At 69.0% G+C, this 14,193-nt stretch carries 12 protein-coding genes and 1 tRNA gene; 7 read left to right on the plus strand and 6 right to left on the minus strand.

Going from position 1 to position 14,193, the window contains the following annotated elements; genetic code table 11:
- Window positions 1–9: 9 nt before the first annotated feature.
- From GQR91_RS06320 to bla, 4 genes are all read left to right on the plus strand, one after another.
- A complete protein-coding gene (locus GQR91_RS06320; RefSeq protein WP_149682796.1) occupies window positions 10–2,109 on the plus strand; it encodes a phage tail protein in 2,100 nt (699 codons plus the stop codon).
- A gap of 30 nt (window positions 2,110–2,139) precedes the next feature.
- Entirely contained in the window at window positions 2,140–2,592 is a 453-nt protein-coding gene (locus GQR91_RS06325) for a DUF2793 domain-containing protein (RefSeq protein ID WP_149682797.1), read from the plus strand.
- A gap of 189 nt (window positions 2,593–2,781) precedes the next feature.
- On the plus strand, window positions 2,782–3,900 hold the full coding sequence (locus tag GQR91_RS06330; RefSeq protein ID WP_149682841.1) for an OmpA family protein: 1,119 nt from the start codon (window positions 2,782–2,784) through the stop codon (window positions 3,898–3,900).
- 354 nt (window positions 3,901–4,254) lie between these two features.
- The gene (gene bla / locus GQR91_RS06335; protein WP_149682798.1) at window positions 4,255–5,136 is read left to right on the plus strand and encodes a class A beta-lactamase; all 882 of its coding nucleotides are present in this window, start codon (window positions 4,255–4,257) and stop codon (window positions 5,134–5,136) included.
- Between the two features lie 4 nt (window positions 5,137–5,140).
- Here the strand turns inward: bla and ygfZ are convergent, their stop codons facing one another.
- The gene (gene ygfZ, locus GQR91_RS06340; RefSeq protein WP_149682799.1) at window positions 5,141–5,863 is read right to left on the minus strand and encodes a CAF17-like 4Fe-4S cluster assembly/insertion protein YgfZ; all 723 of its coding nucleotides are present in this window, start codon (window positions 5,861–5,863) and stop codon (window positions 5,141–5,143) included.
- Window positions 5,864–5,907: 44 nt separating this feature from the next.
- Here ygfZ and GQR91_RS06345 point away from each other — a divergent pair, with 44 nt between their 5' ends.
- A complete protein-coding gene (locus GQR91_RS06345; RefSeq protein WP_149682800.1) occupies window positions 5,908–7,230 on the plus strand; it encodes a dihydroorotase in 1,323 nt (440 codons plus the stop codon).
- A gap of 39 nt (window positions 7,231–7,269) precedes the next feature.
- Here the strand turns inward: GQR91_RS06345 and GQR91_RS06350 are convergent, their stop codons facing one another.
- Entirely contained in the window at window positions 7,270–7,980 is a 711-nt protein-coding gene (locus GQR91_RS06350) for a DUF1134 domain-containing protein (protein ID WP_149682842.1), read from the minus strand.
- A 204-nt stretch (window positions 7,981–8,184) separates the two neighbouring features.
- Between GQR91_RS06350 and GQR91_RS06355 the strand changes: the two genes are divergently transcribed.
- Window positions 8,185–8,274: transfer RNA gene (locus GQR91_RS06355), tRNA-Ser, on the plus strand.
- Between the two features lie 13 nt (window positions 8,275–8,287).
- Here the strand turns inward: GQR91_RS06355 and GQR91_RS06360 are convergent.
- Entirely contained in the window at window positions 8,288–10,411 is a 2,124-nt protein-coding gene (locus tag GQR91_RS06360) for a TonB-dependent receptor (RefSeq protein WP_235904076.1), read from the minus strand.
- A 142-nt stretch (window positions 10,412–10,553) separates the two neighbouring features.
- On the opposite strand from GQR91_RS06360, the gene GQR91_RS06365 reads away from it, so the two are divergent.
- Entirely contained in the window at window positions 10,554–12,371 is a 1,818-nt protein-coding gene (locus GQR91_RS06365; RefSeq protein WP_235904077.1) for a M14 family metallopeptidase, read from the plus strand.
- Here GQR91_RS06365 and GQR91_RS06370 read toward each other — a convergent pair whose 3' ends face one another.
- The 3 genes from GQR91_RS06370 to cobF are packed head-to-tail and all read right to left on the minus strand — an operon-like array spanning window position 12,372 to window position 14,185.
- Entirely contained in the window at window positions 12,372–12,782 is a 411-nt protein-coding gene (locus GQR91_RS06370; RefSeq protein ID WP_149682802.1) for a DUF1636 domain-containing protein, read from the minus strand.
- An 18-nt stretch (window positions 12,783–12,800) separates the two neighbouring features.
- Entirely contained in the window at window positions 12,801–13,433 is a 633-nt protein-coding gene (bluB, locus tag GQR91_RS06375) for a 5,6-dimethylbenzimidazole synthase (RefSeq protein WP_149682803.1), read from the minus strand.
- Window positions 13,430–14,185, minus strand: a complete 756-nt coding sequence (gene cobF / locus GQR91_RS06380; protein ID WP_149682804.1) for a precorrin-6A synthase (deacetylating) — start codon at window positions 14,183–14,185, stop codon at window positions 13,430–13,432. The genes bluB and cobF overlap by 4 nt, the downstream gene beginning before the upstream one ends.
- Window positions 14,186–14,193: the final 8 nt, after the last annotated feature.

Raw genomic sequence — 14,193 nt, forward strand, 5'->3', positions numbered from 1 at the left:
GGGACGGGAATGGCGACGTTGGTGCTGGGGGCGGTGGGATCGGCGATCGGGGGACCGATCGGCGGCGCGCTGGGGGCGATGCTGGGCAATGCGGTGGACCGCGCGGTGCTGGGCCCGGCACGGCGGCAGGGGCCCCGGCTGACCGAGTTGCAGGTGCAGACATCGTCCTATGGCACGCAACTGCCCAGGCTGTTCGGGACGATGCGGGTCGGCGGCACGGTGATCTGGTCGACCGACCTGATCGAGACGCGCGAGGGTAGCCGGGGCGGCAAGGGGCGGCCGGCGACCGAGACGTACAGCTATGCCGCGAGCTTTGCGGTGGCGCTGTCGGCGCGGCCGATCCGCGGTGTGCGGCGGATCTGGGCGGATGGACGGCTGCTGAGGGGCGCGGGGGGTGACTTCAAGACGGCGACGGGGTTCCGGCTGTACCTGGGGGGCGAGGATCAACCGGTCGATCCGGCGATCGCCGCGGCCGAAGGGGCCGCCGCGCCGGCGCATCGCGGGATTGCCTATGCGGTGTTCGAGGACATGGCGCTGGGCGACTATGGCAACCGCATCCCGCAACTGACCTTCGAGGTGGAGGCGGATGACGGGCCGGTTTCGGTCGGTGCCATCGCCCGCGCGCTGGCGCCCGAGGTGACGGGGGCCGCCGCGCTGCCGCTGGGCGGGTTTGCGGGCAGCGGGGGCAGCGTGCGCGCGGTGCTGGAGGTGCTGACGCAGGCGGGTGGCGGCTGGTGGGCGGGGCTCGACCTGCGCGACGGTGCGGGGGCGCCGGTTACGGTGACGGACGCAAGTGTGCGCGCCGGGAACCGGGCGGCGGGCGGGCGGCGGCTGGCGGCGGACGACAGCGTGCCGGTGCGCGCGGTGGTGGCGCATCACGATCCGGCGCGCGACTATCAACTGGGCGTGCAGCATGCGCGCCGGCCGGGCAGCGGCGTGCGCGAGGTGCGGCTGGACCTGCCCGCGGCAATCCCGGCGGGGGAGGCCAAGACGCTGGCAAACGCACTGCTGGCGCGGGCGGAGGGCGCGCGGATGCGGCGCACGGTGACGCTGGACGCGGACCATATGGGCATCGGGCCGGGCGACACGGTGCGGATCGCGGGCGAGGACGGCGTGTGGCGCGTCACCGAGGCGGCGGTGGAGGCGATGGTGGTGCGGCTGGAACTGGTGCCGCTGGTCCCGGCCGGCGTGGCGTTGTCCGCCGCATCCGGCCGGCATGTCGGCGCCGCGGACCGGGTCGCGGGGGCGACGCGGCTGGCGGTGTTCGAGACGCCGGCGCTGGACGATGCGGTGTTGGCCGCGCCGCGGCTGACGGTGGCGGCGGCGGGGGGCGCGGGATGGCGGTCCGCCAGCCTGCACTACAGCCTGGACGAAGGGGCAAGCTGGGTGGCGGCGGGGGTGACCGCAGCGCCCGCGGTGATGGGGACGATCGTGGCGCTTGCGCCGGGGGGATCGGCGGCGCTGGTCGACGACCGGGCGGCCCTTGTCGTCCATGTCGAGGGGCGGTTGCACGATGCCGATGATGCGGCGCTGGACGGGGGCGCGAACCTGGCGCTGCTGGGGGACGAACTGATCCAGTTCGCGCGGGGCACCGCCGCCGGTGGCGGGCGCTGGCGGCTGGAGGGGCTGCGCCGTGGCCTGCGGGGTACGGAGGCGGCGATCGGCCTGCAGCGGCCCGGCGACCGCTTCATCCTGCTGGAGGCGGGCGCGGCGCGGACGATCGACCTGCCGGTCGCGGCGCTCGGTCGCCGGGTGGACGTGATGGCGCACGGGGTGGGCGACGGCATCGAAGGGGTGACCGCCAGCGTGCTGATCACGGGCGCCTCCGTCCGGCCGCCAATGCCGGTCGGTGCGCGTCAGCACAGGCTGGCGGATGGGCGGGTGGCGATCGCCTGGACACGCCGCAGCCGGGCGGGGTGGCGCTGGCTGGACGGTGTCGACGTGCCGCTGGGCGAAGAGCGCGAAGCCTATCGGGTGAGCGTGAACGGAACGGAGGTGGACACGGCGGAACCGCGGCTGGACGTCGACGCATCGCCAGGCACGGTGGTGACGATACGCCAGCGCGGCACGCTGGCGGAATCGCCGCCGCTGATGCTGACGATCACGTGATGGGAACGGGGAAAAGTGGAGGAACGGGGCATGACGGAGGTGAGTGCGCGGATGCGGTTGCCGTTGCTGGCGGCGGGGCAGGCGCAAAAGGAGGTCACGCACAACGAGGCGCTGGCGCTGATCGACCTGATGGTACAGCCGGCGGTGGTGGAGGTGGGGCGCGATGCGCCGCCGGCCGCACCCGTGCCGGGGGAGGCATGGGTGGTCGGGCGGACGCCGGAAGGTGCCTGGGCCGGGCATGCCGATGCGCTGGCGGGGTGGACCGGGGGCGGGTGGCGCTTCGTGGTTCCCTGGGCCGGGTTCGCGGTATGGAACCGGGCGGATCGCAGCCCGGCACGGTTCGATGGCGAGGCCTGGCGGCGAGCGGGGCCGGTGCCGGTGATCGGTGCCCCGGCGGGTGGCGATGCGATCGATGCCGAGGCGCGCGTGGCGATCGGTTCCATGCTGGCCCTGATGCGCGCGCAGGGCTGGATCACCGGCTGATTTATAGCATCTTACGTAGAGGTAATCCGGTCGGAGGATCGTTTCGTCGCCAGTCCAGAACGGTCCGACTGCTGAAGAAAGTTGTGCCTTTCGAGCAACACCTTGCGGTTTTTGTCGGCTTGCACGGAAACCAACCCTCCGATAGTGAGTTTGCGCTGTCCGTAGTGACAACCAAGAAAGGGGACTATGATGCGGAAGATTGCCATTGTTCTGGCACTCGCCTCCACCGCTCTGGCTTCGCCCGCCCTCGCCCGCGACAAGTCGTGGTACGTAGGCGTCGAAGGCGGTGCGATGATCGTCGAAGATATCGATTATGATATCACCGGCTCGCGCACCGGCGTGGCTAGCGTCGACCATGATTACGGCTACGACGTCGACGCCGTGATGGGTTATGATTTCGGCGGTTTCCGCCTCGAAACCGAGGTCGGCTATCGCAAGGCAACCGTGGACGGCTTCTCGTCGACCACGCTGACCAACACCGGCATCGGTGCGGGCACCGTTGCAGCGGGCAACTATGATTATGCCGGCGGCTCCAGCTCGGCGCTCAGCTTCATGCTGAACGGCCTGCTCGACTTCGGTGAAGACGATTCGATCCAGGGCTTTGTCGGCGGCGGCGTCGGCGTTGCACGCGTCAAGGCGAACTATGCGCTCAACCAGCGTGCAGACTTCCTGGACGACTCCGACACGGTCTTCGCATGGCAGGCTCTCGCGGGTATCCGCGCGCCGCTGAGCGAGAACCTGGACGCGACGCTGAAGTATCGCTTCTTCAACGCCGAGAACGTCCGTCTGGTCGACATCGCGAACAACACGCATGACGGTCGTTTCCGGTCGCACTCGATCCTGGGTGGCCTGACCTACAACTTCGGTGAGCCGACGCCTCCGCCGCCGCCGCCGCCGCCGCCGCCGCCCCCGCCGCCTCCTCCGCCTCCGCCGCCGCCGCCGGCTCCGGAAGTGGTGTGCTCGCCGGGTCCGTTCATCGTGTTCTTCGAGTGGGACAAGTCGGACATCACCCCGGAGGCCGCGTCGATCCTCGACAACGCCGTCACGCAGTACCAGTCGTGCGGCAACGCACAGGTCATGCTGGCCGGTTACACCGACACCTCGGGCGCCGCGCAGTACAATGTGGGCCTCTCGCAGCGTCGTGCAGACGCGGTGAAGGCGTACATGACCTCGCGTTCGATCCCGGACGGCGTGATCTCGACGGAAGCGTTCGGCGAAACCCGCCTGCGCGTCCAGACCGCCGACGGCGTGCGCGAAGTGCAGAACCGTCGCGTGGAAGTCACCTACGGGCCCGGCTCGGGCCAGTAAGCCCAGCCAGCCTTTGGCTGACACGCGAGAGGGAGGTCGACGCAAGTCGGCCTCCCTTTTGTTTTGCGGGCCTCAGGGAGCGGCATGTCGATGGCCCGGAAAGGGCGTTGTGAGAGCGCTTCGGATGCCCGGTCGGCTTGGAACAGGATGACATCCCACCTCGGTCCCTTCCTGTCGAAGCGAGATGGGGTTCGCGCGTATCCGCAGCGCGTGTCGATATTGCTGCATGCCGCGACACCTCCGATACACCGTCTCGCTGCGCGGCGTTGCCGCTTCCCGACGTTGAACCGCGGCGGACGGGGTTTGGATCGACCCTATGTCACCGGACTTCGGCCATAGCGGATGGAGCCTTTCATGTTCGATCCATCCCCTCACCTTTGCCGACGCGCGCTGCTGGCGGGCATGATCGCGGCACCGGTGGTTGGCGCGCGCCAGGCCATGGCAGCGCCGCACAATCTTGCGGACCTTGCCGCTGATCTGGAGCGGCGGATCGGCGGCCGTCTGGGCGTGGCCCATTTCGTGCCACGGACGGAAATGTTGCGCGGCCATCGGCTAGAGCAGCGCTTCCCCATGTGCAGCACGTTCAAGCTGCTTGCCGTCGCGGCGATCCTGGCACGGGTCGACGGACGCCGCGATCATCTGGATGCGCCCGTGGCGGTGCGCGAGGCGGACCGGGTGGCACATGCGCCAGTGACCGGGCCGCATATCGGGGGCACGATGACCCTGGCCGATCTTTGTGCGGCGGCAATGCAGGAGAGCGACAATGTCGCTGCGAACCTGTTGCTGCGGCGACTGGGCGGGCCCGCGGGGATCACCGCCTATGCGCAGAGCCTGGGCGACCGGGCGACACGGCTCGACCGGTGGGAACCCGATCTGAACAGTGCGCTGCCCGGCGATCCGCGCGATACGACCACCCCCGCAGCGATGGCACGGCTGGCGGGTCGGATCCTGGAGGGCGACAGTCTGCGTCCCCCATCCTGTGCGTTGCTGCGGCGATGGATGACGCAGACGCGTACCGGCCTGACCCGCATCCGCGCGGGCCTTCCCCACAGCTGGAGCGTCGGCGACAAGACGGGCAGCGGCGCCAACGGCACGGCCAACGACGTCGCCTGGTTCCACCCGCCCGGCCGCGACCCAGCGATACTTGCCATCTTTCTGACGGATACGCAGGCAAGTGCCACGGCGCGCGATGCGGTGTTCGCCACCATCGCGCACCACGTCGCCGCGCGGCGCTGATGCCCTATGCCAGCGCGGGAGCCAGCCAGGCCGGTATCAGCGCGTCACCCAATGCCTCCACCCGGCGATGTTCCACCATCAGGCCGAGTTCGGGATAGGTGGCGCGTGTGCGGTCGCCCGCCTCGCCGAGCGGCGCGACGATCAGGCGGCGGTTGACCTTGGACCGGTGATGCATCCGCGCGGTATTCTCCTGCCCGACGTAGCAGCCCTTGGTGAAGCTGACGCCGTTCAACTCGCGGGCATTGCATTCCAGCCACAGGGTTTCGCCCGCACCGAGTTCGCCCACCCCTTCGGTGACGCCGAGGCGAAGGCGATGCGCGTCCCAGCCTTGCGCCGCCACGCCCGCGGGGGCGAGCCAGCGATGGCCGAGCGCGGCGAGGCGTGGATCGGGCACACCGCGGTCGCCCTGCATGTTCCAGTGCACCGCCAGATCGGTGCGCTCGATGGCGATCGCGCGGCGCAGGCGATACAGTGCGAGCCGGCGCAACAGCGCCTCCGCCTGATCCGCCTCCGCATCGATCAGCACCGCGTCCTCGTCCGCCCAGAGCAGGAAATCGAACAGGACCTTGCCCTGGGGGCTGAGCAGTGCGGTCCATTGCGGCGTCTGCGGGGTGAGCAGCGCGACGTCCTGCGTCACCAGCGCCTGCAGGAAGCCGCGAACATCGTCGCCGGACAGGCGCAGCACGGCGCGGGTTTCAAGGGTCGTTCCCGGGGTGGTCTCGTTCATGCCCTCAAGGTAGGAGGGCGCACGCAACCGTGAAAGGCCCGGCCATGACGACGTTCGACCTCACCCTCACCGGCGGCACCGTGCACACCCCCGGTGGCCCCATCCGCGCCGATGTCGGGGTGCGGGACGGGCGGATCGTTCATATCGGGCCGGTGGGCGATGCGGGGCGCCGCGTCGATTGCACCGGGCTCGACATCCTGCCCGGCGTGATCGACACGCAAGTGCATTTCCGCGAGCCCGGCCTGGTCCACAAGGAGGATCTGGCGAGCGGCAGCCGCGCAGCAGTGATGGGCGGCGTAACCGCGGTGTTCGAAATGCCCAACACCAAGCCGAACACCGATTCGGCCGAAGCGATCGCCGACAAGCTGTCCCGCGCCAAAGGCATGTATTGCGACCACGCCTTTTATGTCGGCGCGACGCACCACAATCCGCAGGCGCTGGCCGAGCTGGAACGGATGCCGGGCACTGCGGGGGTGAAGATCTTCATGGGCGCCTCCACCGGCGACCTGCTGGTCAGCGACGATGAAACGCTCAGCGAGGTGCTGCGTCACGGGGCGCGCCGCGTCGCGATCCATGCCGAGGACGAGGACCGGATGAACGCGCGCCTGTCCGAACGGATCGATGGCGATCCCGCCTCGCACCCCGTATGGCGCGACGACGAGAGCGCCTTGCTGGCCACGCGTCGCATCCTGCGGCTGGCGCGCGAGGCGGGGCGGCGCATCCATATCCTGCACGTCACCACGCCCGCCGAACTGGAATATATCGCCGGGCACAAGGACATCGCGACCTGCGAGGTGACGCCGCAACACCTGACGCTGGCGGGTGAAGAGGCGTATCCGCGCCTTGGCACCTGGGCGCAGATGAACCCGCCGATCCGCTCGGGCGCGCACCGCGACGGCCTGTGGCACTGGCTGAACCAGGGCGTGCCCGACGTCATCGGTTCCGACCATGCGCCGCACACGGTGGAGGAAAAGGCCAAGCCCTATCCGCAGTCGCCCAGCGGCATGCCGGGAGTGCAGACGCTGCTGCCGCTGTTGCTCGACCATGCCGCCCACGGCCGGCTGACGCTGCAACGCGTGATCGAGCTGACCAGCGCGGGTGCGCAGCGCGTGTTCGGCATCGTCGGCAAGGGGCGGATCGCGGCGGGCTATGACGCCGACTTCACGATCGTCGACCTGAAGAAGCGGTGGACCGTCGAGGAGCCGTGGCTGCAATCGCGCTGCGGCTGGTCGCCCTTCACCGGCGTGGAGCTGACCGGCAAGCCGGTCGGCACGATCGTCCGCGGTCAGGTGGCGATGTGGGAAGATACGCTGGCCGACGCACCGACCGGCGCGCCGATCAACTTCGAATCGGTGGCGTTCGGCTGATCGTGCGGGGCGGGGGAGCGGACGGCTCCCCCGGCCGGATCAGAAGGGCAGCCAGCGCGAATTGTGGGTGAAGTTCATATAGCCGACATTCACACCCGCGCGCCAGCCGACGCCCAAGCGCACCGGGATCAGCACGACGTTGCCGCGGCGCAAATAGGTGGCGGCGAACCCGCCGACGAAATACAGCCGGCCCTCCGCGGCCGGGAAGCGGTGGAACAGCTCCTCGGTATCGTAGAGGTTGTAGACGAGGACGAAGACCTTGTTGGCATCGCCACCGATATCGAAGCCGAGCGACGGACCGGTCCAGTAGACCGGCATCTGCCCCTCCACCTTGTGCGTCATGATGCCCGATCCGTAGCGGACGCCGACGACGAACGCGCCGGAGGCTTCGCGGCCGGCGATATAGGCGTTGGGGCGGCCCTGTTCCTTCAGGATGCGCTCCAGCATCCCGCCCAAGCCTTCCGCGCCCTTGCCGAACACGCCCTCGCCCGCTGCCAGCAGGTCGTCCCGCTCGAAGGTTTCGGAGGCTTGGGTGGTGGCGGTGGCGCGGGCCTCCGATCCGCTCTGGCCGGTGGTGGCGGGCGGCGGCGTTGATGGCGTATCCTGCGGCGGCACCGGGGCGGGCTGAGCAGGGCGCGAGGGCGTGGTGGCGCGCGGCGGCGGCGACGGCTGCGTCTGCAGGTCGCTGTCGATCGCCTGATTGGGATCGATGGTGCGCACCTGCGCCGTGCCGGGCCCGCCGGCGGCCATCAGCGCGGTGGCCGCTGCGATCCAGATGCTCCGCTTCACTTCACACTTCCCCCGCTAGACGGCATGGGCACAAGCTTAACCAGCCCGGGCCTTGCGACGCAATGAACGACGTTTGCGCTGATACCGCAATTTCTCGTCGCAATGGGTGCAAGTCCTGGTTGATCGCCTCCCCCGGCCCCGCTATAGCCGCGGCTCGCCGCATCCGGAGACGTGGGTGAGTGGCTGAAACCAACGCTTTGCTAAAGCGTCGTACGGGAAACCGTACCGAGGGTTCGAATCCCTCCGTCTCCGCCAGCGGCCTCGCCCCTCAATAGCGTACCGATAGCGATGCCAAGACCGAGCGCGGGGCGCCGGGATAGATCCATTGTGCGCTGTAGCTGCTTTGCGCATAGGTCTGGTTCAGGATGTTATCGACCTCGATACGCGCGGTGATCCGGTCGGTCAGCGCGTATCCGATGCTTGCCTTTGCCTTTACATAGCCGTCCAGGCGCAGGTCGCTGCCGTCCAGCGCGGCGGCGCGGGGGCCGACATAGCTGGCGCCGGCCGCGAGATCGACATGCTGCGCCCCCACGGGCACCGTTGCGAACAGTTGCAGCGTACCGGCATGGCGAGGCACGTTCAGCACGTCGGAGCTGGGGATGTTCGGATCGCGCGCCTTTGCGTCGGTAAAGGCGTAGTTGCCGATCAGCCGCACCCCGCGCGCCAGGTCGACCTCGCCGTCGAATTCCACGCCCTGCGAGCGGATGCGCCCGGTGGTGAGGAAGTTCGGTTCCGCCAGATCGGTGACCAGCACGTTCTGCTTGGAAACGTGGAACCAGCTTGCCGCGGCACGGAAGGACGGCAGCACGACCTTGGCGCCGACCTCCCACCCACGACCGGTTTCGGGGGCGAAGGGCAGGCCGTTGCGGTCGACACTGGAATTGGCGCGGAACCCCTCGCCCCAATTGGCGTGGAAGGCGAAGCGGGGATCGGGGCGGAAGCGCACGCCGCCGCGAAATTCGATCGGGTTGCGCGTCAGCCGGCTGACGCGGCCGGCGATCTTGTTGTCGATCGTCTGGTCCAGATTTTCATAGCGCATGCCGCCCACGACGCTGAAGCTGTCGGTGACCTCCCACATGTCCTGCGCATAGGCGGCGACCGATTTGCGGCGCTCCGCCGTGACGGTGAAGGGGACGAGCGGGCCCGCTGTGCCGCCATAGACGGGATTGAACACATCGATTGGGTAGGGGTTGGCAGCGGTCGGGCGGAAGCGTTCCTGATAGGTGTCGAAATCCAGGTCGTAGAGCGTCACGCCGAAGCTTGGCCGATGCAGGCCGAGCAGATCGACGGTGCCGCGCACCTCCGCCCGCCCCGACCAGTCGGTCAGGTTCCAGTCGCGATAGCGACGCTGGCGCCGCACGACGCCGTTCACTGGTAGCGACGATGTCTCGGTGGAGAAGCCGCGGATCGTGGCGTCGCGGTAAGCCGCACCGCCCACCATCGTCCAGCTTCCGCCCAGATCCTGTTCCAGCGTCACCTCATGCCGCCAGTTGGTGGAGGATACGCGGCCGTCCGCCGGCTCGCCCAGGAAGCGGCGGCGCGACACGGCCTCCGCATCGTTGCCGATCGCCGGGATGCCGCGGTCGAAGGGCGAGCGGAACTCGATATATTCGCCCTGATAGGTGAGGGTCGTGCCGTCGAGGGGGCGCCAGCTTGCCGAGGGCGCGAACAGGCGGCGGCGCAGGTCGACATAATCGCGAAAGCCGTCGCTGTTCTCGATCGCGCCGACCAGCCGGATCGAGAAGCGGGGGTCGAGAAGCGATTCGACATCGGCCTCCACCCGCCACGTGCCGAAGGAACCGCCGCTGACCGTGGCCCCGGCACCGGTGCGGAACTGCGGCTTCTTGGTCACGACATTGACGATGCCGGCAGGATCGACCGCGCCGAACACCGCGCCGACCGGACCTTTCAGCACCTCGATACGCTCGACATTGGCGGGATCGCGCGGCGGGCCGAAGCCGCGATTGGCCAGAAAGCCGTCGACGAAATATTCCGCGCCGGTATCCGGCGTGCCTAGAAAGCCGCGGATCGCATAATTATCGCGCAGGCCACCCAGATTGTTCTGCTGCGAAATACCGCTGACCAGTTCCAGCGCGTCGGCCAGGCGGCGCACGCCGTAATCGTCCAGAATGCTGCGATCGAGCGCGATGCTCGCCTGCGACATACGCTCGGTGACGATGTCGGAGCCATTGACCCGGTCGACCCGGCGGCGGCCGAGCACGACGATATCGTCGACATTGTTATGATCGTGCGCATGCGCATGGTCGTCGTCGGCGGCCTCCGCCTGTTGCGCCGCTGCCGGCAGCGCAGGTGCGGCAAACAGGATCGCGGCCATCGCCAGCCAGCGCGCGCGCCCGCCCACCGGCACCCGCGTCGTCGTCGTCATCGTCATGCTTGTCCCCGTACGCCGTCATTGCAGCTTGCGTTATGATACACCGTCTCATAGTGGGACTGTGTTGCGGTGCAAGGTGAAAACGGCGGGCATGCCGGGATCGACCGGTTCCGCTCGGGCTTTGACCTCTTATGGAGTGTACGTGTCGCCATTATACCCGCTGCTGCTGTCGTTGGCCGTGATCCAGCCGACCCCCGACCCGACACCGAATGTGAATCCGCCCGCGCAGGATCCGGCGCGGCCCCGCGTCACCCTGCCGCCGGCCATGCCCTGGTCGGGGCGGAGCGAGGCCCTGATCGCCAAACCGGGCGATCCCTGGATCACCCCGGCCGAGGCGAACGGCTTCACCGCCACGCCTTCCTATGACGAAACGCATGCATGGATCGACCGGCTGGTCGCTGCATCGCCGCTGCTGTCGCGCGAGGTGTTCGGCCGGACATCGGAGGGGCGCGCGCTCTATGCGGTGCGGGCGCATCGTGGTGCCGCGGGCAAGCCCGTCGTGCTGATCCAGGCGGGCATCCATTCCGGCGAGATCGACGGCAAGGATGCCGGATTGATGCTGTTGCGCGACATTGCCCTGCGCGACAAGGCGGACCTGCTGGCGCAGGTCGATATCGTGTTCGTGCCGATCTACAACGCCGACGGGCATGAACGGGCGAGCCCGTATAACCGGCCCAACCAGCGCGGGCCGAACAATCCGGGCGAACGATCGACGCCGCAGGGGATCAACCTGAACCGCGATTACGCCAAGGCCGACGCACCCGAGACGCAAGGGATGCTGGCGCTGCTGCGGCGGCTGGACCCGGTACTGTATCTCGACATGCACGTGTCGGACGGGTTCGATCACGGGTACGACGTGACCTATACCTTTGCCGCCTGGGGCACCTATACCCAGTCGCCCGCGATCACGGCGTGGCTGAACGGGTCGTTCCAGGCCGGCGTCGATCCCTTTGTGCGCCGGATGGGGCACCACCCGCATTTCTATCCCAGCGCGATCGACGAGCGCGATCTGTCCAAGGGATTGCGCTTCGCCTCGGAGGGGCCACGCTATTCGACCGGCTATGGCGACTATGCCCGCATCCCCACGGTGCTGGTCGAAATGCACTGCCTGAAACCCTATCGGCAACGCGTGCGGGGCGCCTATGCGATGATGGAAGGGGCGATCCGCCAGACCGCCCGCGACCTGCCTGCGCTACGGGCCGCGATCGCCGCGGACCGTGCTGCACGACCCGATACGCTGACCGTGAAATGGGAACGGCGCACGACCCCGATCGCGCAGGTGCCCTTCACCGCCATGGCGGCGCAACGCTATCGCTCGCCCGCCTCGGGGGAAGAGGAACTCCGCTACCTCGCGCGCACGGAGGAAACCCGCGTGCCGGTGATCGGACAGGATGCAGTGGCACAGGTAATGCCGCCGCGCGCATGGTGGGTGCCGGCGAGCGCCACCGCAGTGATCGCCCGGCTGGACCTGCACGGCATCCGGTACGAACGGATCGCCGCGCCGCGCGAGATGACGCTGGACCGCGTGCGCCTGAGCGAACCCAGGCTGGGGCCGGTCGCCGATGGCCGGGTGATGCTGTTCGCCGGCGGCTTTCATCATGCGCCGGAGACCGCGCTGTGGCGCGTCGGATCGGTACGTGTGCCCTATGATCAGCCGCGCGGGCTGCTCGCGGCCGCGTTGCTGGAGCCGGAGGCGGTCGACTCGCTGCTCGCCTGGGGCTTCTTCCCGGAAATGCTGCAGGCGAATGGCGCGATGGAGCGCTATGCCAGCGTACCGATGGCGGAAGCGATGCTGGCACGCGATCCGGCGTTGAAGGCGGCGTTCGAGGATCGGCTGCGCCATGACCCGGCCTTTGCCGCCGATGGCGCGGCGCGGCTGGCCTGGTTCGTGGCGCGCTCGCCCTATGCCGATGATCGCTACCTGCTGTATCCGGTCGGGCGCGAGGTCGAGGGGCGATAGCTATTCGACCAGCATCCCCTCCGGCGGGGTGCGGACGATGAAATGTCCCTTCACCCCTTCCGGCCACTGCTTGAAGGGGACGCGGCCATGCTCGCTATCGGCATAGGCGGTCGCGTAATCGAGCAGCGCGCGTGCCGCATCCGCGTCGGGCGCGAAGCGGCCAAGGACATAGCCGACCTTGGCCGCCGCGCGCAGATGCACGGTGCAATGTTCGGTGCAGGCGAACAGGCAGGGCATCGTCTCCACCGTCACCGCGGCATAACGCGGGTCGAGCGCCTGCACCACGCGCAGCGCCTCGGCCAGGCGCGCGCCGCCGCGCTGGCCATGTTCGTCCTCGCGCGCGTCGGCGGAAAAGCGGCAGGTATCGCAGACGACGAGCGAGGGACCGGGAGCGGCGGGCTTCAACTGCATGGAGGGTCCTTTAGAAGATCAGCGTTCGAACAGGCGGTCGGCAAGCGGTTCGCGCGCCTGCCAGCCGCGGCGTTCCAGTTCGGGGATGTCGGACGGGTCCTGCGGATAGCCCAGGCACAGCACGCCGATCAGCGTCCAGCCGGCCGGCACGTCCAGCATCGCGGCAACGGGCAGCGGATCGAGGATCGATACCCAGCCGAGCCCCAGTCCGCGGGCCCGCGCGGCAAGCCATAGCGTGTGGATCGCCATCACGCTCGAATAGCGCAGCATTTCGGGCATGGTCGCGATGCCAAGGCCGTGGCCGGCGGCGGGACTCTCGTCGTTGAACACGGCCAGGATCTCAGGCGCTTCCCGCAAACCGTGGAGCTTCAACGCGCGGTAATGCGCCGGGTCGGCCTGTTGGCGCGCAGCGTCGGCATTGCACGTGTCGGCATGGGCCGCCAGCCGGGCACGCAAGGCGGGGCTGCGGATGCGGACGAGGCGCCAGGGCTGTGCGTTGCCGACCGAGGGGGCAAGCGTGACGGTGGCGAGCAGCGCCCGCCACAGCGGCGCCGGTATCGGGTCGGTGCGGAAATGGCGGACATCGCGGCGCCAGGCGAGCAGTTGCTCGAACTGGGCGCAAAAGGCGGCATCGAACTGCGGCGGCGTCACCGGGCATCCTCTCCCCGGCGCAGCAGATAGGTGTCCATGATCCAGCCGTGTTCGGCCCGCAGCGCGGCGCGGGTGGCGACGATGCGCGCCGCGACATCCGCCAGCGGCCCGGCATCGATCGCCTGATGCGGCATGCCGAGATAGGCGCCCCACCAGATATGCACGCCCAGCGGCGGCAGGTCGGCAAAGGCGCAGTGGCCGTCCAGCATGACCGCCAGCGTATCGACACCCGAAGGCCAGCCACCATCGCGCAGGCGGCGACCGGTGGTGACCAGCACGGGCGCGGCCAGCGCGTTCAGCGGCACGCCATGTGCGGCCGTCAGTGCCTGCAGGCTGGTGATGCCGGGAATGAAGGACAGGCGGATACGGGCGTCCAGCCGCCGTGCGATACGGATCGTGCTGTCATAAAGCGAAGGGTCGCCCCAGACGAGCAGGGCGAGGCGGCCGCCGTCGGGCAGATGGGTGGCGATCTCGCGCGCCCAGATCGCGGCGATCGCGTCGTGCCAGCGATCGACTGCGTCCAGATAGTCGGGCTGCGCTTCCCGCGACGGCAGGTCGAACTCCACGACACGCGTGGTGTCGGTCAGCACATCGGCGCAGATCGCGCGGCGCAGGTCGATCAGGTCGGACTTGGCGGCGCCTTTGCGGGGCAGCAGGATCAGGTTGGCGGCGCGCATCGCGGTCTCTGCGGCGCGGGTCAGGTGGTCGGGATTGCCGGTGCCGATGCCGATCAGCGCCAGCTCTATCGCCATCGGCGCGC

Source organism: Sphingomonas carotinifaciens, from assembly GCF_009789535.1.
Taxonomy (GTDB): Bacteria; Pseudomonadota; Alphaproteobacteria; order Sphingomonadales; family Sphingomonadaceae; genus Sphingomonas; species Sphingomonas carotinifaciens.